Here is a 16,836-nt window from a genome sequence, read left to right as displayed (position 1 = left end):
GAAACCTGCCCAATATGATGAGTAGATTTATGTATCCAGATGCGATGCATCTTTCTACACGAAGGGGATACTCTAGACAATTCGAGTGTTTCGTTGGGAGCCCCCCTACGTATAGTTTTGAAATATGTAAAATCGGAATTCCTTTTGTTTGTCCTCCCAAGGATATCTGTCTGGCCACTATTAGCCCAGGGGATGCAACGGGGGTGCGCAGCGACCCCCTTGCCGGGTCACAATGAGCCGAAAAATCTTGGCGCTGTATGACAGCGCACATCTTGCGGAACGCACCCTTTTCTGACTTTCCCTAATCTGACCTTCAGGCGCTTCGCTTCTGAGCCCTCAATGCCTCTGGACGCACCAATCTGCCGATCACAGACTTGTCCTTCAACGAGAACACCACAGCCACATAGCTGGTCAGAATTCCCATAAAGGTTTTGACCTCGCAGCGGCACGCTAGCGAGTTGCCGTCGGGCGAAAGAACCGCAGCATGAACCTTCAACTTCCCATTGCCCACAAGTGCCTCCACTCTCGCCAGAACCTCTCCCCAGTGTTCCTGTCCGTTCTGGGAATGCAGCACGTTATCCAGAAGCTGCACGATTGGGATAAGTGCGCCGTTGCCTCGGTCGGTGAGGAATTCTTTCCGAACCGACAGGCCCGTCGCGATGCAGATTCCCATATCGTCTGGATGAGACCGCCCACCACTCCAGGCACAGATTTCAGCTTCATCGGGCAGGCAGAAATTGTCATTGCCTGCAGCCGTGACGGCGACGGACTTCAAGAAGCGCCGATCCGAGATCGAACTTGTGACCAGGTACTCTTTGAGAGCCAGCTGGTGCGTGACACTGCACCGGTGAACTTCAGCGGGTAGAGCGCGCTTCTGACTGACCGAGCATTGGACGAGAACTCCCGGCCTGACCCACTGCCCCGTTACGGCGCACTGCTCAGCTTCGCGCTTGGCAATCTGCTGGCGCGTCTCGTGGCATGTCACGAATTCGGAATGATGGCCTGTTTTGTTGGACAGCTCCGAACGCGACGACTGATCGGAGCGATAAAGCTTTTCGGAAATCTCGCTTCTCGCCAGTTCGGTCGTAAGTGCCGTATCGCCCGTGAAAGAGCATGTTCCAAAATAGGATGGCTCACCGCGTGCGCCGCTGACGGCAGAGGTTTTCAGCATGGAAGCTAAGACCTGCGCCCCTGTGATGGATGACGTTTCGACTTCATCTTTAAGGAGCTGTTTGCCGGTCAACTCGCAGCGCACCGCAAACTGAGGCTGAGCGAAGCGACCTGAGCTTTCGGATTTCACGAGAAGGTGCTTGAGCACTTCCGCGCCGGTGAAGCTGCACACCGCTAGGCAATCTGCAGGCACCGACCGTCCTGAACTCGTGCAGAGGCGAAGCTCGGGGCCTCGTAGAAGGCGGCCGCTGTCCGGGTCGATCGAAAGCTGGTCCGAATACTCGTGCTTCTCATCGATCGTGTAGGAGACGCTGACATCGGCGCGGCGGCCAACAAGACCCTCGACACCGACCAGGCTGATATCGAGGCGCGGCGTGAAGTCTTCCCGAAGCTTGTGGCGTTTGCGTTCGTCGTCGCCAGCGGAACGCTCCTCGAGAGCGCGGCGCTCAAGATAGAATCTGCGGAATTCGGCGATGGCGGGATCACGTTCCGCGGCGGTTTGGATCGCGCCCGTATCAATGCCGATCGAAGTCATGTCCTCGATCAAAGGGGCCATAGCGGACAGCACACCTCGTGTTCCGCTGACTCGGTGATCAATAGGATCGCAATTCACCTGTACAATTCGCTCATACGCGTCGTGCTGCACCGAGGCCCGCACACGAGCAAGCGCTGTGCCGCCAAATTGACGCTCGGCAGAGGAGATTGTTAGCTGCTTCGGCCACGCACTAAATTGCTCCAGCCACGCAGCCACCACATTGCGCACAGCGACCTCGGGCTCGGCCGAGCGGTCGGACACCCTGTGTACGCCTGACGCGACAACGCGAGAAACCAGACGGGCAAAGGCGGCCGAGCCGGGCGAGTAAAGTACGGCGCGATCGGTGACTTCGCTCTGATCAAAAACGATCGGGTAGCGAATACCATCTTGCTCGACGATTATGCGCCCGTCGTCCTTTTCGAGGATGGTTGCGCCAAGATAGCGGAGCGCGGCAAATACGAACTCTCTCGCATCCATCGAGCGTTCGAGGGGCGGCAATTTGGGGGCTCTTGGGCCGGTCTCCGCCGAGCCGTCCATGTTGCCAATGAGCGCATCTATGTTCTCGCGCTCCTTGGCGAGCGATGCCTTCGCCTCGTCGATGCTATCGGCTTTCAGTTTCGCGGCGCGCTCGACATCAGCTCCAGCAAGAGCAGCTACCACCAATTCCCTCAGCGTCTCCTCGAAGCCGCCGCCATCTTCATCCTGATCGACGCCGGAGGCTTCGAGCAGTGACTCGATATCGCCGATGGCGTGCGAGGCCATCTGCAGTTTTTCCATCAGGCGGCCTACGATGTATTCCTCGAACGTGCCCTTCAGCGTCATGTTGAAGATGCTGACATTGGCATGCGTCGAGGCGAGACGCTGGATTCTGCCGATACGTTGTTCGACGATCATCGGGTTCCACGGCAGGTCGTAGTTGACCAGGACGTTGGCAATCTGAAGGTTCACACCTTCCGAGCCGGCCTCTGTCGAGACGATGACGTTGTAGCGTGGCGGCGTCGCCCAGAAGCCTTTGATGGTCTCCGAATTACGGCCGCTCGTGCTGCCGTTGATCAGGCCAACCTTTAGTCCATGCTCGGACAAGAAGGCTTCGATCGTGGTCTGTGTTTCGCGCCGCGTCGTGAAGATGACGAGGCGCCATTTTTTGGGATCTTCGGCCTTCAGGCGCTCAATGAGCGCCCCGAGCCCTTTGAGCTTCGCTGCCGTCGGCATTGTTGTCACAATGCTTTTGACGGTGGCAACAAGCTCTCTTGGTACGGTTCCCTTCTGGCCCATATTTTCGAGCTGCGCGAGCAACGCTTCCGGACTGCTCGCAAGGGCCTGAAGAATAGAAATCTGGACGAGGATGCCGAGCGATTGAATTGGCTTGGCAATGGCTGCGATCAATGCGAGCTCGCCTTGCGACGGCGCGATCCTTTCCATCCGCACGATGCGGTCTGGAAAGTAGAGCTTCGCATCGCCACGACGTACGCGTGACATGTAGCCGTAGACGATCGACTGGAAGGCGTCCTTGGATTCCGGCTTCAGCTTCCGCGCGTTCTCGCGGTCGTCGGCAATGAACTTGCGGGCGAACATTCCTTCGGAGCCGAACGGGTTTTCGTGCCCGCGCGCGACAGCGAGCAGATCAACAAGCGAATAAAGGTCCCAGAGCCTGTTCTGGATCGGCGTAGCCGTAAGCATCAGAACATAGCGGAAGCGGCGCTCCTTCAGCGCCTTCTGAAACTTAAGGGCGACTTGGGGCGGCTTCTCGACGCCGAAGAGATTGCGGAGCTTATGTGCCTCGTCGAGGATCAGCATCTGATATCGATCGACCGGGACCTGGTCGAGATACATCCGCGCTGTGTTGTACGTCGTGATGACCACCCCGAATTCGCCGGGGTCGGCTGTCTTCAACTCCTTGCCGATGGCAACTTGCGCGGGAATGTCGAACTTGGATTCGAGTTCGTCCTTCCACTGATTGCCAAGGAGCTTTGGAGCGACGACCAGAACCTTGGCAACTCTTCCGCGCTCGGCAAGCTCCGAGATAATGAGGCCTGCGCTGATCGTCTTGCCTAGACCGACATCGTCGGCGAGCAGCGTCACCGGCAGCCGGCGACAGAAGGTCATCAGGTTGGTGACTTGATGGTGAAAGGGCTCGATGTGGCCTTGCCATCGGGCCTCCGACTTGAGGTCAGCGCGGCTCTCGATGACGATAGGATCAATCAAATCCCACTCGAGTGCGGCTTTGTAGACTTCGTATTCACCAGGTACGGTTTCCCGCCTCAATACTTTTGTCTCGACCGGTCGTGCTTCTTCTATCAAGTCCATGCTCCTCAACAAGATAAAAGCACGGAGGGACGAGAAACGCTACATTCTTGACTTTAGCGTTCCCTCATATTCAGAGGCGCGGCGGGACTTCAAAAGCGAACAAGCCCCGCCTTGGAACGCCAAGGCGGGGCAGACTCAATACTCGCTGGCGAGCATGATCGTGAGCACTCTCACCGTCTTCGAAGTGTCGGCTGGGTTCTCGGACCCACCGTCGAGAGTGCGGTTGTAGTAGTCGATCTTCCAGAAGACTTTTCCGACTCCGCCGATTTCGAATGCACCGAAATCGTGCTCTCCGTCAGGATCGTTATCGTCATCAAACCGACTGAAGCTTTGAACGCTCCTTACGACCTCAATTCGAAGTCGATCTTCGAGACTGGCGATCCCGACCGTGAGGATCACCTTCCCTCCGAAGAAGGTAGTGCGGAGCTGATCGTTCAGCTCCGCAACCCGGCCTTGCTGGGGGCTCAATTAGAGCCCCCATTGCTGTCGTCCTGATCGACGGGCACCAGGAAGATGACGCCCTGACGCTGCGCAAGTTCGACCGGGATTAGGTCCAGGCTGACGATGCCTCCAACCTTGTCACCCTTCCTGGCCCAGACGGCGCCGATCTCCTTCGGGCGGGAGAGGATGTCGCTGCCCTTGTCGTCTTTTCCGGTGATGCGGGAGAATGTGACCCGGAACATCGGACGGTCGTTGGTTGATTTCGTGCTCATGATATTTCCTTTCGTTTTGGGCTGGACCATCCAGCCGATGCGCGAAAAGGACCGGGCCATTCAGGCGAACGGGTCATGGAGAACACGGGAGGCTTTAGCCGAATGGAGCGGGCACGACATTGATCCCTGAGACGGGACCGGTATGCGCACTCGGAAATACTGGCTGGATGGATTTAGTTCACGAAAGGAGTTTCGCAGAGCACTGCACGAACGATTTGGACCGATGAGTCTATGGAGGCAAGGGACCTAACGGGCACCGGCGGCAACCAGGACCTCTACGATCTCCGGCTTGTTGAACCGCTCGGCCCAAGCTCTGGCCGTTCCATATCTCGGAGAGGAGAAGTTGACGTCTGCTCCTGCATCGATCAGCACCGAGCAAATGTCTGCGGCGTACTGCGTAACCGCCTCGAAAAGTGGCGTGCGGCCATCATCCGCCAACGCGTTCGGATCTGCACCGAGCGACAGAAACTCTTCCGCCCAGCCCAAGCTCGACGCCCCAATAGCTGCGATAAGAGGGGTCCAAGCACCAACTGCGTGATTCACGTCAGCGCCGTTTTCTAGCAGAAACTGGATGCTCGCGTTGCCGAACATAGTCCCGTTCCGCAGGACGTGAATGAGGGCCGTCCGGCGTGAACCCGCAAAGGCGATTTCGTCATCGACACGAATGCCGGCCTCAAGAAATTCCGGGAGGAGCGATGTCATTCCCAGCTCGCAGGCCCGCAGGAACCTACGGCGAAGATCGATCTGGCCAAGACGGTTCTCTTGAATGAAATCGTCGTAGTCGACCGCGGCTGACAACTCAGCGAGGGCCAACTGGTCCGCATCGAATGACGCGCCGCCTATGAATGCGCCCGCGAAGTTTGCACGCGTCAGGTCCGAGCCGGCAAGATGAAACCCGCGTAGATTGCTCCCAGAAAAGTCCACGCCGGACAGGTTGAGGTGAACGAAATCGCGCGCGGGGTTTAGACCTGCGATATGAGCCAGCTCGACAAAGTTGCGCGTCGCGGCTGCGCTCACCCGCGCGAATGCGGCACGGTCGAGCTTTATACTCCAGACTCTCTTCACTGAGAGAAGACCCGGTACCTCTGAGCTGTCACAACAGCAACGCCCTTGCTTCGGTCATCTTCGTGCATCGATTTCGCAAACAGCGACTGGAAAATCGCGTCCTTCGCGCGACTGTCGTTCGACTCAGTGCCCTCTACATGCAGGTCTTTCACCCGCACGCTCAGATCGGCCGTGAATTCGCAGCTTTCTCGCCGCGGGCGCACCGACATAATAAACTCGTCCGGCAGATATCGACCTCTCAGCGGCCCTTGATCCGCTGTGATGTCCCAGTACGGCAGCGGCCTCGTTCCTTCGCGCGCGATAGTACCGTTGCGTCCTACCGCTTGCGGCGTCTCAAACATCGATGGGTAGTTGACCTCTGCCTCGTTGACTTTCATCTCAGCGTGCACTCTGACAGCTCTGAACTTTGCAACCAGTTCACTGTCGATCGCCCTCTCCCCGAGTGCCACTTCAAGATAGATCCCGAGCGCCCCGGCGGTGGTCGCCCGCTGTCGGTCCTCAAGGGCGAACGACAAGAAGTCGGATTCCGTGTTTTCGTTGTGATCGCAATGGAGAACCCATCGTCCGCTATCGTCCTGCGCGGGATAGTGCTTAGTCTCAAGCTCCGCATAGGCCTCGGTCAATGTGACGCGGCGCCGTCCCTTCCACAGTTCATCCGCGATGCTGCGAGGCGTTCGCGCATTCGGCGCCAACGCAGAGTCCGTTATGTGCATCCAATAAAGGACGCTAAGCACAAATTTCGTGTCTCCGCCCTTGGGCTCATCGCGATCAAAGTTCGGGAGGTTTCTCTTAAATGCTATGAGCTGCGGCGGATCGACAAGAACCTTCAGGCCATCCCAGAGAACCGACGTCGCCGGTGCGCCGAAAGTGTCGTTCTCGGACTGAAAGGCCTCGCGCAGTCCTGCCCGAAGTTCCCGCCGCAACCAAGGAAGATCGTCCTTAGTGACAGATAAAGTCAGTGATATTGGGTAGGTGACAGACATGCGAATTCGCCTGAAAGACTTGGAACGAATTAGACGCTGGCAGAGATGATCATGGCTCGCAAGCCGGTGCTGCGGCCCGCTTCATTTCCATCGCGGCGGACGGGGCAGGCGAAATGACTCTGCCCTCTTCGTCATATTGAATGACGGCAGGACCAGCGACACGGCCAAGCTTGTCGTCGATGTACCATCGCTCTTCGCGGACCTTGCCTCCAGGCCAGTATCTGATGACGGCCGGCAAATCTCCTTCACGATTAAGTTTGTTTTGCTGCATCCAGTATTCTTCAAGGACGAAGCCATCGACGCCGATGCTTATGCTTGCGGGTCCGTCGGTGCGGTGCTCGAAACCATTCTCGTACCATTCGGCGCTATCGACGCCGAGATCGAGTCCAAACGGGGGCACGACATCGATCCCCGTCTGTTCCGCATACGCCAGTTGCGCAGCCTTGAACTGATCACTCCGTTTTACGATTTCGGGGCCAGTGCCGCGCCGGTCTTCTTTACCGCGAAGATACCATGTCTCAGCGCTACCTTCTGGCGTAGCCGAAGTGACTGCCGGGCCATCGACGCGGTGGAGCTCCCCGTCGACGTACCATCCTTCGGTCTCGTAGGCGATTGTCCCGTCGTCATTGTATCCAACGTCTATCGTGGCCGGCCCGTCCTCGCGATGCAGGACGCCCTTGCGATACCATTGCTCGTGCCGGCTATCTAAAATGCCATTCACATAGATGGAGTGGATACTTGCCGGGCCAAGTTCACGGTGCAATGTTCGGCTGTGACGCAGAAAAAATTGCTCCAGCAAACCGGCGCTTCCGGGTTCGTAAGTTCTCTCTACTACGTAGGATAGCTCGTTCTCAAAATTATCGGGCTTGCGGATACCTTTCGACATGCAAATATATTATACAAATCGCGGCCGGCTGTAAAAATACACTCATAACCCTCTGACTTGATGTAGAAATACTACCCGCCCTGTAATCTTACATTTTGCAATTTCGCCCGCCATCCTCGAACTATCGCCCTGCAACGAGGCGATTTCGATGTCCGAAAAACCTACCAATAGCGAAAACCACGAGGCCGCCGATGACGGCGCGCTACCCCAAGACCGTGAGCTTGTCGCATCGTGGGAGAAGGTCGATTTCAGCTTCGCGGCGGGCAGCCAATTCGCTGTACAACCGAATTCGCCCACGATGGATCTGAGCGCGCGGCTTCAGTTCGTGTACGACTACTTCAATCCTGCACTCTTCGACGGCGCTCTCCCGGAGTGTATGCTCAGCCTGCAGCGGCGGAAGCACATGCTCGGCTCATTTGGAGCGAGCGTGCTTGCTAGCACCGACGGCAAGACAGCCCATCAGATTTGCGTAAACCCATCTTACTTCGAGACGCTGGGCGATCTTGGAATCTGCGGGACGATCGTCCAGGCGCAGTGCGATCTCTATCGGCACGACGCGGACACGCTGAACCGGCGCGGTAGCAAAGGCGCACGGGGCTATCACGATAAGCCGTGGGCTTTGCAAATGCTGAAAGTAGGTCTGCGGCCGACCGACGATGGAACGTGGACCGGCAAAATGACCGGCTACGGGATGACGCATCTCATCATCGAAAACGGCCCCTTCGACCGCGCGGCGCGTGCTCTGCTGGAGAGTGGATTCGAGTTCCGCTGGCGCGATCGCCGCTCGCTGATTGATCCCACGAAACTCCCCGACGAACCCGATGATACGGGCGAGGACCCAAAGCCCACACGCGCAAAATACAGCTGCCCCAGCTGCGGCCTCAACGCCTGGGCTAAGCCCGCCGCGCGGCTCGTGTGCGGCGTGTGTTCGCGGCCCCTGATCCGGCAAGCCTAAGGAGCGCACCATGAACCTACCGTGGAACCCAGTTGATCCCAATCGGCAAGGAAAGCCGCCCGGGGATAAGTCAAGCTTCTACGCCGCACGGCACGCGCGGCGCATGGAAAAGCAGGCGCGCAAGCGCGAGCGCAAAGTTTCGCAACGGATTATCTTCGCAGCGGCTCGCCGCCGCGCCTCTCTGCTGCGGCGACTGCGCAGGACCCACGAGCCCCGCGATGCGCTTCTGTCCCTCATTCACTACAAGGAAGTTCTCACCACCACTCTGCTCACGATCGTCAGTGCCGGCATAGCGCTGCTGACCTACTCCGGCCTTTCGAGTCAGATGATCGAAAACGGCGGCGGTATCGCCGACAAGGGGCACGCTCTCTCCGTCGCGACGATCATCGGCACCATAAGCTTCTTGAGCTGGTCGTTCACATTCGGTCTAGTTCACTGGCTGACTGGCAAAGCCCTCGCGGTAGCGATGGCGGCTGCGATGACGTTGATCCTCAGCATCGCGGCCATCGATGCTCAATACAACATGCTGGGCCTAAGCGGACCGGCCGCTGTGCAGCTATCTCTCGTCGATACGAGTGCGCATTACGAGGCGCAACGCAGAACGCTCTCGCAGACAGTCGGACAGGCTCAGCAGTTGGTGCCCGCGCTGAACGCGCAAGCCGCCAGGTTTGAAGCTCTCAAAATCCAAGAGGAGCTGACGGGAGCTTTCTCGGGCCGTAAGGGTCCGGGCAAAGTTTCCGAGGCCTTTGGTCAGATCGCGAACCTCTTGACGTCGCTTTCGGGCGACATCGAACGCGGCGCCGCAAAGGCCGGATCGATGCAGACCGAGATTACGCGCGGCATCACGCAGCTGAAGTCGCATGTCTATTCGCTCGGCAATGTGCGCGATCGCTCTAGGGACGTGTCCTCGAGCGCGGACAGGCTTGATGAGCTGTTTGGCAACCTGGCGCAGTACGACTACCGCGCATCGCTGCTTGCGACGATCGCAAGCCTCGACAGTCTGACATTGTCAGGCGGCGCCGCGACGTCGGAATTCGGGGCGGTGCAAAACGCCGAACTCGCGGCGATCAGCGAGATGGCGAAGCCCGTCGCGACGTCGCTGCGCGCCGCTCTGGAAGGCATCGCGTCGCCCGAAGTCGCTACCAGCACCGTAAGTAGGCCCATGAGCGCGATGGCCGCGGTGCGGCACTACTGGTTCGAACTGCTGCCTGCCTGGATCGCCGCTTTCGCGATCGATCTGCTGCCGGCACTGCTTGTGATCATCCTGATCGCGGCGCGCCGCGAAGCCGCAAAAACTGGCTCAGACTCGGGAGAAACGAAATGATCGGACGTATTCTCAGCATTGCGACTGCGTTGGCATTCACCACGTCCGCCGTGACTGGGATCGTCGGGCTTATCGCCCTTGATCTAGCCGGTAAAGATCGGGCCTTCAGCGCCATCGCGGCCCTCACGGGAAAACCGGCCGCCGATATGTCACTTCCGAAGGCCGTCGTAGCCCCGGCCCCGACGCCGCTAGAGGCGATTGTGGAGGCCGCACCCATCCTTGAAGGTGCGGAGGACATCACCTTCTTCACGCAAGTCCCGGTCGAGGGAATGCCGTTCGACGTACAGACAGGGACGCGGTTCGCCACGCCATCTGATCTTGCAAGCGGACTGATGGCGGAGAGCTGGTGCTACATCACCGCGAAGGCCCCGGACGGCGTCACGCGCAAGATTGAGCTGGCGGCCCAGGAAGCGACCAGCAGCCCGATATACGAGGCTCTAAAGGATCTTCCGTTGAAGGAACTTTCCGTCTTCAAGATGGGCGCTGCTGCGCTCGAAACCCTCGCGAAGACACATTGCCGGCTCGGGAAGACCGAAGCCTCTGGCGAGCGGGAGGAATAGATGCCCGTCCGCATAAAACCGGAAGTTGGACCGGTAAACCGTCTACTCATGCTTGCCGCAGGAGCAGCCGGTATCACTATGTTGACGGCTCCCACGACCATCACGGGCTGGGCGGCGATCAACGTGCCTACCGTCTCTGCGTTTTGCGCGCTTGTCATGACGTTCACGGCAGCGCGCCGCCTGCACAAGGATTACCAGCTGCGCGAGAATATTCGCATCTCGCAGCAGGTGAGCAAAGAACATGGCTCGGCGCGGGAGGCTACGCGAAGCGAGCGGACGGCTGCTGGAATGGACGAGCCGAGCGATCTTCTCGGACTCGATGCAAAAGACGAGCCCGTCTGGCGTCCCCGCAAGCTCCCCTTCTCGCTCGTTGAGATGCCGCCCGGTGTCGGTAAAACCGTCTGCTACGTCATGCCTTGGATCATCTCTCGAGCCGTTGCGGGCGATTCCGTGGTCATAACCGACCCGAAGCGCGATCTCTATCCGATGTTGGCGCCAGGACTGCGCAAGCTTGGTTTTGAAGTCTGGGCATGCAGTCCGGCCGGCGGCGCGCTCGGCGTTGACGACGAGGTAGAGCTTAATGCATTTCAAGGTTCCGTCGATGCTGTTCATGCCGAAGGCGATGAGCGCAAGAACGCGGTTCGCATCACGACGGACTATGCGGAAATCCTCTATCCTCTCGGCAGTGACGAGAAGAACCCCTACTTTGCCTACGGCTCCCGCAGGGTGATCGTGGTCGCCATCCTCAGCGAGGCGCTCCTCAATCCCGCCGGATGCACCCCCTCAAACATCTACCAACTGATCACCGACCCTGCCGCCTTTTTGAAGAGGCTGACGCTGCTCGCCAAGCAGCTAGAGACGATCGACAAGGACGACACGATCGTCGCCTTCCTGAAGACTGAAGCGCGAAATCTGCTCGATCGGTATCGCAAGAACGAGGAGAATTTTGGGGCGTTCGTCGAGGGTGCTAGCCAGCGTCTCTTGTCATTCAACCCGTCCGGTCATCTCGGTGGCTATGGCTCCGCCGCCAATCACCGCGTTGGCGAGATGCGTGAGCGCCAGGTGATCCTCTTCATCATGAGCCCCCTCACCCACACGCGGGAGTTTAGCTCGTTCGTTTCATTGCTGAACCACAACATCATCGCGTCCTGCAAAGCCAATCCAGGCGGCCACAAGCTTCATGTGATTGCAGAAGAAGCGCTCAACTACAAATGGAGTGAGCTCACCTCAGACATGGAGACGCTGCGACAGCTCAATGTCAGCGCCGACATTTTCATCCAGAGCTTCGATGGCCTCGAAACACGCTATGGCCGCGACATTGCGAAGGCGATCGAGTCCTACTCCGATGTCCGCATCTATGGCGGCATCAACAGTCTCGCGCGTGCCAAGCATATCTCAGAGAGCCTCTCTGACATGACGGTGCGCAAGCAGGACTTTTCGTATCAGGCACGCGCCACCGAGGTTGGTGTCACCTCGAACGAGATCGGCCGCCCCCTAATGAAGCCAAACGAGATCCTCGCGATGAAGCCGGGACACGCTTGGGTCTTCGTCCGCGGCATGTACCCGATGCAACTTCGCATGGTCCATTACGGCCAGGTCGATTGGTGGCGCGACTATGTCGAGGCGAGTCCGATATCCGGCACCAAGCTCTACGCAGAACCCGTTCTCACGGTCCCTCCCTACATCAAGGAAGAGAAGAAATGAGTGATCAGAAAAGGACCCACCTCATTCGTTCATCGAAGCTGTTGTGGCTTCCTCTGATGATCTCCGGTGTCGGTGCGGTATGGGTGCTCGGCACGCCGCACATGCTGTGGAACTATCGGTATACGGGCTCTTCCGAAGACAAATATTATCTCAGCTGCGACTATGTCGGCCGCGATAGCCAGACGGTGGAGCCACGCAACGGCGAATGCCCGGTCATCGCGTTCCTCAAGTCTCCCCAAGGGAGGCAGTGATGGCACGCGATCCTATGCAGACGCAGCGAGGCTTAAGCAAAGCCGCGTTCGATCGTCAGACACCTGAGCGGTACAAGTTGGCAGGGGGCAATCCTGCCATCGCCGCGCAGCTGTCGACAATTGATAACCGCAGGGACACGCTGAAGGAAAAAGCACGAAAGCACTTCGCGAAATTCGAAGAGACCTGGACGGTGAAAGAGGCCATGGGCCTTTGGAACAACCGCATGGGTCAAGGAAGCGTGCAGAACCTTCCCACTATGGCGAAGCAATACTCGCAAAACGCCATCCTCACTGAGGCGCGCCGGAACGTCCGCGCTCGGATGACGAACCGCCTCACAAAGATCAACGGCATCGGCACGCGCATGACAAACAGCGTGATCCGCAATGTTCAAAAACGCAGTGTCGAGGCGGCCCCGGCCGCGAAGCCCGGCGAAGCTGCCCCGAAAAAAGGGAGTCCCACGCGATGATCGACTGGATCGGTAGACTCCCAGATGGGGCGATAGCGTTGGGAGCAATCGCCAGTGCTTGGTTCGGTTTCAACTACGCTGTGCTCGGCGAACGAGCGATGGTTCGCGATCTTCATGCGCCAACGCTTGCCGCATGCTCCGACGAGCTGATGAGGAAGGGCAGTACACCTCCTACTGTTCGATCTGGCATCGGAGAGCTTTTCGGCCTGCCGCAGCTGGATGCTCTCGAAGCCAAGCTCGTCGAGCGCGTTCTGCCACCAGTTCTACTGCCTGCTCAAGCATCGGCACGCTGCGCGTGCGCCGTTGCAGCCGCCTCGAGCGCGCTTCGCTTTGACTATGCAGTTCACACGGCCAGCTTTCGCAGCTGGCCCGTCGAACAAATTTCCAGCTGGAGATCGGATGTCATGTCCGCCGCCAGTGGCAGCGCGTGCGGAGGCATCGATGACGAGAATCTATGATGACGGTGCCATCACTGTGACACCCCTCATGCTGTCAACGCGTAGCCGTATCTATCCTCTCGTCAACGCGACTGCTCGGCTGCGCAATGATCCGACCATTATCGCAGCGGCCGTCAGCGGTCTCTGCGCTGCGGCGTTGGTTGTGTACGGAGACCTTCTATCCCCTGGCGAAGCGGCCGTGCTGATGGCCGCACCCGCTGTATGCATCCTCGCCTCAGTGCTTATGGGAATTTTGGTGGTCGATGCCGTCGGCCAGAAACCCGCAGTTCTCATCACGACGCGGGCGCGATCCCAAAAAATATTTGAGGCGCTGAAGTCTGCGCAATCGGCGGAATTCCGCCGGATCGACAGCTTTATCGACCATCCTGAGTAGTTCTGGCAAATAGAAAACTATTGCCACATAGGAACAGTTTCCTATATGTTTGTTCTCTATTTGTTCTCATTTGAGACACTTGTTTTATCCCCCTTACAAAGCGTTTGAGAGGCGCAAAAAAGTTGACCCGGACACCAAAAGACAGCGACACTCGGAAAGGAGCGCCGAATTCCATTTCGCGGCACCCTGACGAGCGCACGATCGCGCTGGTCCGGCTGCTCGCCCGCAGTGCCGCAGAGCACGATTTCGCTGAGTTTCAGCAGTTCGGTAAGGCGCAGTTGAACCCACCACGAGAAAGGGAATAACGATGCGCGCCGCCATCTATGCAAGATACTCATCCGACAACCAGCGTGATGCCTCTATCGAGGATCAGATCCGCATAACCCGCGAGAAAGCCGCAGCCGAGAGCTGGGACGTCACGGAAGTTTTTACCGATCACGCTATCTCTGGAGCATCGCTTCTCCGACCAGGCATGCAGGCGCTGATGCGCCGTGCGGCGCTCGGTGAGTTCGACATTATCCTGTGCGAAGCGATGGATCGCCTTTCACGCGATCAGGAAGATATCGCGGGCCTGTTCAAGCGGATGCAATTTGCCGGTGTGCGCATCATCACCCTCGCAGAGGGCGAGATCAATTCGCTCCATGTAGGACTGAAGGGAACGATGAATGCCTTGTTCCTGAAGGACCTCGCTGACAAGACGCGCCGCGGTCAGCGCGGGCGCGTCGAGAAGGGCAAATCGGGCGGCGGGCTCACCTACGGGTACGATGTCGTCAAAAGGATCGATCAAGACGGCGACTACGCGCGCGGCGAACGTGCCATAAATGCACAACAGGCCGATATTGTCCGCCGCATCTTCAGGGAAATGATCGAAGGGCGTTCAGCATCCCAGGTTGCGAAGCGTTTCAACGCCGAAGGTATCAAGGGTCCGCACGGTGGCACCTGGTCAGCGGGCACCATCCTTGGCAATCGTCGACGAGGGACCGGCATCATCAACAATGAGCTCTACATAGGGCGCAACATTTGGAACAAGCTTCGGTACGTGAAAGACCCAAGCTCGGGCCGCCGCATCTCCAGGATGAACGACGAAAAAGACTGGGTGATCTCAGAGGCGCCGGAGCTGCGGATAATACCTCAGGATGTTTGGGACGCCTTCAAAGTTATGCAGGGCGAGTTCGCACCACATGTGGCGCTCCACACCAGAAATCGCCCGAAACACCTGCTGTCGGGCCTGATCAAATGCGGATGCTGCGGGAGCAACTATACGCAGAACAAGGGGCGTTTGGGTTGCAGTGGGTATAAGGACCGAAACATCTGCGACAACCGTGCCACGATCGCGTTAGCGGATGTGGAGGATCGCGTGATCAATGCGCTTCACTCGCACCTAATGGACGATGAGCTCTGCGCGGAATTCTGTCAGGAATACATGCGCCGAATGAATGAGCTCCGGAGTGAACACAACGCTTCGCTTCGAGCATATCGAGCCGAGTATGCGAAGCTTGAGCGCGACCGCGAGCAGATCATCAAGGCGATAACTGACGGTATCGATGTCTCGCTGATCAAAGACCGAGCAAATGCGATTCAAAAGCGCCGCGAGGAGATCGAGATCATATTGCAAGCGGAGAAGGACGAGCCAGTCGCCTTCCACCCCGCTATGAGCGCTCGATACAAAAATGCGGTGAAAGAGCTGATCAAGCTCTTGAATGCCGACTCAACCAGAAACCAAGCGTCTGCGTCCATCCGGTCGCTGATCGATAGCATCGTCCTCACGCCCGACGAATACGATGATCTGGTGATAGACCTTTACGGTGATTTGGCAGGTATCCTGTCGGTCGCCACTCAGCAGGAGAGACAAGCCGTCGAGGCGAATCTCTCTCAACTTCAACCAGTGAAGTCTGACGACGACTTCGGCGAAACGAAAAGCCTGGTGGATTTTCAGAAGGAAGTGTTGGTTGCGGGGGCGGGATTAAGACACCAACCCCCAGAAAGCCAGAAGGCCCCGATTTCTCGGGGCCCTCAAACCGGCTTTGCGAATGCACTTTTGGTTGCGGGAGCAGGATTTGAACCTGCGACCTTCAGGTTATGAGCCTGACGAGCTACCGGGCTGCTCCATCCCGCGATATGACCGGGATCGCATTTCAGGGACACCCAAGGGCGTCTCCGGTGAGCGGTATATAGGGGGTCGCACCCGATAGCTCAACCCCCAATCCGGCCCGCGTGACAGTTTTTTGGCCGGAACGCTTTTGCCTCCATCGCCTCTTGCCGATGCATGGTCTGCCCCCTAGGGTGCCCCCGCTTTTTACGGGTATGGGGGACCACCAGATGAAGATGAACAAGCTCGGCCGCACCGGTATCGACGTGTCGGAGATTTGCCTGGGCACCATGACCTGGGGTCTGCAGAATACCGAGGCCGACGGCCATGCGCAGATGGACTACGCGCTGACCCAGGGTATCAATTTCTTCGACACGGCGGAAATGTACGCCGTGCCGCCCTCGGCCGACACCTATGGCAAGACCGAGGAGATCATCGGCACCTGGTTCAAGAAGACCGGCAAGCGCAGCGACATCATCCTGGCCAGCAAGGTCGCCGGCGGCGGCCGGCCCTGGGTGCGTGGCGGCCGGGGCGTCGACGGGCCGGGCGTGCGCGAAGCGGTCGAGAACAGCCTGCGGCGGCTGCAGACCGACTATATCGACCTCTACCAGATCCACTGGCCGCGCCGCGGCCACTATCACTTCGAGGGCAGCTGGACCTATGATCCCTCGACCCAGGACCGCGACGCCGTGCTGCCCAACATGCGCGAAGTGCTCGAGGAAATGGGCAAGCTGGTCACCGAGGGCAAGATCCGCCATTTCGGTCTCTCCAACGAGACCGCCTGGGGTACCATGCAGTATCTGCGTCTCTCGGACGAACTCGGCCTGCCGCGCGTCCAGTCGATCCAGAACGAGTACAACTTCCTCCGCCGCTACTACGACCTCGACCTCGCCGAACTGGCGCATCATGAGGATACCGGCCTGCTGGCCTACTCGCCGCGGGCCGGCGGCGCCACCAGCGGCAAGCATCGGGGCGGGGGACCGGCCAAGGGCACAC

16 protein-coding genes and 1 tRNA gene are annotated in these 16,836 nt (G+C 58.6%); 10 read left to right on the top strand and 7 right to left on the bottom strand.

Translation table 11 applies throughout. The features are described from left to right. Positions 1–313: 313 nt before the first annotated feature. From ACN0SW_RS16660 to ACN0SW_RS16635, 6 genes are all read right to left on the bottom strand, one after another. The gene (locus ACN0SW_RS16660) at positions 314–4,012 is read right to left on the bottom strand and encodes a DEAD/DEAH box helicase (RefSeq protein WP_417729056.1); all 3,699 of its coding nucleotides are present in this window, start codon (positions 4,010–4,012) and stop codon (positions 314–316) included. 135 nt (positions 4,013–4,147) lie between these two features. Further along, positions 4,148–4,480, bottom strand: coding sequence for a DUF3768 domain-containing protein (locus ACN0SW_RS16655; protein ID WP_417729055.1), 333 nt, complete (start codon positions 4,478–4,480; stop codon positions 4,148–4,150). Beyond that, complete coding sequence (locus tag ACN0SW_RS16650; protein WP_417729054.1) at positions 4,477–4,725, bottom strand: hypothetical protein; 249 nt, start codon at positions 4,723–4,725, stop codon at positions 4,477–4,479. The genes ACN0SW_RS16655 and ACN0SW_RS16650 overlap by 4 nt, the downstream gene beginning before the upstream one ends. 246 nt (positions 4,726–4,971) lie before the next feature. Then, complete coding sequence (locus ACN0SW_RS16645; RefSeq protein WP_417729053.1) at positions 4,972–5,742, bottom strand: ankyrin repeat domain-containing protein; 771 nt, start codon at positions 5,740–5,742, stop codon at positions 4,972–4,974. Between the two features lie 44 nt (positions 5,743–5,786). Beyond that, positions 5,787–6,773, bottom strand: coding sequence for a hypothetical protein (locus ACN0SW_RS16640; RefSeq protein ID WP_417729052.1), 987 nt, complete (start codon positions 6,771–6,773; stop codon positions 5,787–5,789). A 49-nt stretch (positions 6,774–6,822) separates the two neighbouring features. Then, a complete protein-coding gene (locus ACN0SW_RS16635; RefSeq protein ID WP_417729051.1) occupies positions 6,823–7,659 on the bottom strand; it encodes a hypothetical protein in 837 nt (278 codons plus the stop codon). A gap of 148 nt (positions 7,660–7,807) precedes the next feature. On the opposite strand from ACN0SW_RS16635, the gene ACN0SW_RS16630 reads away from it, so the two are divergent. The 9 genes from ACN0SW_RS16630 (at position 7,808) to ACN0SW_RS16590 (ending at position 15,834) form a co-directional block, all read left to right on the top strand. Next, on the top strand, positions 7,808–8,614 hold the full coding sequence (locus ACN0SW_RS16630) for a hypothetical protein (RefSeq protein WP_417729050.1): 807 nt from the start codon (positions 7,808–7,810) through the stop codon (positions 8,612–8,614). Positions 8,615–8,624: 10 nt separating this feature from the next. Beyond that, entirely contained in the window at positions 8,625–9,938 is a 1,314-nt protein-coding gene (locus tag ACN0SW_RS16625; RefSeq protein WP_417729049.1) for a hypothetical protein, read from the top strand. Next, positions 9,935–10,498 (top strand): hypothetical protein, encoded by a 564-nt coding sequence (locus tag ACN0SW_RS16620; RefSeq protein ID WP_417729048.1) that lies wholly within the window; start codon positions 9,935–9,937, stop codon positions 10,496–10,498. The genes ACN0SW_RS16625 and ACN0SW_RS16620 overlap by 4 nt, the downstream gene beginning before the upstream one ends. Further along, a complete protein-coding gene (locus tag ACN0SW_RS16615; protein WP_417729047.1) occupies positions 10,499–12,202 on the top strand; it encodes a type IV secretory system conjugative DNA transfer family protein in 1,704 nt (567 codons plus the stop codon). Next, complete coding sequence (locus ACN0SW_RS16610) at positions 12,199–12,453, top strand: hypothetical protein (protein WP_417729046.1); 255 nt, start codon at positions 12,199–12,201, stop codon at positions 12,451–12,453. The genes ACN0SW_RS16615 and ACN0SW_RS16610 overlap by 4 nt, the downstream gene beginning before the upstream one ends. Then, positions 12,453–12,920: a hypothetical protein gene (locus ACN0SW_RS16605; protein WP_417729045.1), complete on the top strand. Its 468-nt coding sequence runs from the start codon at positions 12,453–12,455 to the stop codon at positions 12,918–12,920. Before ACN0SW_RS16610 ends, ACN0SW_RS16605 begins: the two co-directional genes overlap by 1 nt. Beyond that, entirely contained in the window at positions 12,917–13,378 is a 462-nt protein-coding gene (locus ACN0SW_RS16600; protein ID WP_417729044.1) for a hypothetical protein, read from the top strand. Before ACN0SW_RS16605 ends, ACN0SW_RS16600 begins: the two co-directional genes overlap by 4 nt. After that, on the top strand, positions 13,362–13,751 hold the full coding sequence (locus ACN0SW_RS16595) for a hypothetical protein (protein WP_417729043.1): 390 nt from the start codon (positions 13,362–13,364) through the stop codon (positions 13,749–13,751). The genes ACN0SW_RS16600 and ACN0SW_RS16595 overlap by 17 nt, the downstream gene beginning before the upstream one ends. 307 nt (positions 13,752–14,058) lie before the next feature. Continuing rightward, positions 14,059–15,834, top strand: coding sequence for a recombinase family protein (locus ACN0SW_RS16590; protein ID WP_417729084.1), 1,776 nt, complete (start codon positions 14,059–14,061; stop codon positions 15,832–15,834). Here ACN0SW_RS16590 and ACN0SW_RS16585 read toward each other — a convergent pair. Continuing rightward, positions 15,791–15,867 (bottom strand) — tRNA-Met (locus tag ACN0SW_RS16585). The two genes, ACN0SW_RS16590 and ACN0SW_RS16585, sit on opposite strands and share 44 nt — an antisense overlap. A gap of 203 nt (positions 15,868–16,070) precedes the next feature. Between ACN0SW_RS16585 and ACN0SW_RS16580 the strand changes: the two genes are divergently transcribed. Beyond that, positions 16,071–16,836, top strand: a 766-nt coding sequence (locus tag ACN0SW_RS16580) for an aldo/keto reductase (RefSeq protein ID WP_417729042.1), incomplete at its 3' end; no start/stop codon positions are given.

The sequence above is a fragment of the Roseovarius sp. genome, assembly GCF_048262375.1.
Classification (GTDB): Bacteria; Pseudomonadota; Alphaproteobacteria; order Rhodobacterales; family Rhodobacteraceae; genus Roseovarius.
This window is presented reverse-complemented; position numbering and strand designations above follow the sequence as displayed.

Coding starts and splice junctions, on each gene's coding strand:
- ACN0SW_RS16660 (WP_417729056.1), bottom strand. CDS start 4,012: ATGGACTTGATAGAAGAAGCACGACCGGTCGAGACAAAAGTATTGAGG.
- ACN0SW_RS16650 (WP_417729054.1), bottom strand. CDS start 4,725: ATGAGCACGAAATCAACCAACGACCGTCCGATGTTCCGGGTCACATTC.
- ACN0SW_RS16640 (WP_417729052.1), bottom strand. CDS start 6,773: ATGTCTGTCACCTACCCAATATCACTGACTTTATCTGTCACTAAGGAC.
- ACN0SW_RS16635 (WP_417729051.1), bottom strand. CDS start 7,659: ATGTCGAAAGGTATCCGCAAGCCCGATAATTTTGAGAACGAGCTATCC.
- ACN0SW_RS16630 (WP_417729050.1), top strand. CDS start 7,808: ATGTCCGAAAAACCTACCAATAGCGAAAACCACGAGGCCGCCGATGAC.
- ACN0SW_RS16625 (WP_417729049.1), top strand. CDS start 8,625: ATGAACCTACCGTGGAACCCAGTTGATCCCAATCGGCAAGGAAAGCCG.
- ACN0SW_RS16620 (WP_417729048.1), top strand. CDS start 9,935: ATGATCGGACGTATTCTCAGCATTGCGACTGCGTTGGCATTCACCACG.
- ACN0SW_RS16615 (WP_417729047.1), top strand. CDS start 10,499: ATGCCCGTCCGCATAAAACCGGAAGTTGGACCGGTAAACCGTCTACTC.
- ACN0SW_RS16610 (WP_417729046.1), top strand. CDS start 12,199: ATGAGTGATCAGAAAAGGACCCACCTCATTCGTTCATCGAAGCTGTTG.
- ACN0SW_RS16605 (WP_417729045.1), top strand. CDS start 12,453: ATGGCACGCGATCCTATGCAGACGCAGCGAGGCTTAAGCAAAGCCGCG.
- ACN0SW_RS16600 (WP_417729044.1), top strand. CDS start 12,917: ATGATCGACTGGATCGGTAGACTCCCAGATGGGGCGATAGCGTTGGGA.
- ACN0SW_RS16595 (WP_417729043.1), top strand. CDS start 13,362: ATGACGAGAATCTATGATGACGGTGCCATCACTGTGACACCCCTCATG.
- ACN0SW_RS16590 (WP_417729084.1), top strand. CDS start 14,059: ATGCGCGCCGCCATCTATGCAAGATACTCATCCGACAACCAGCGTGAT.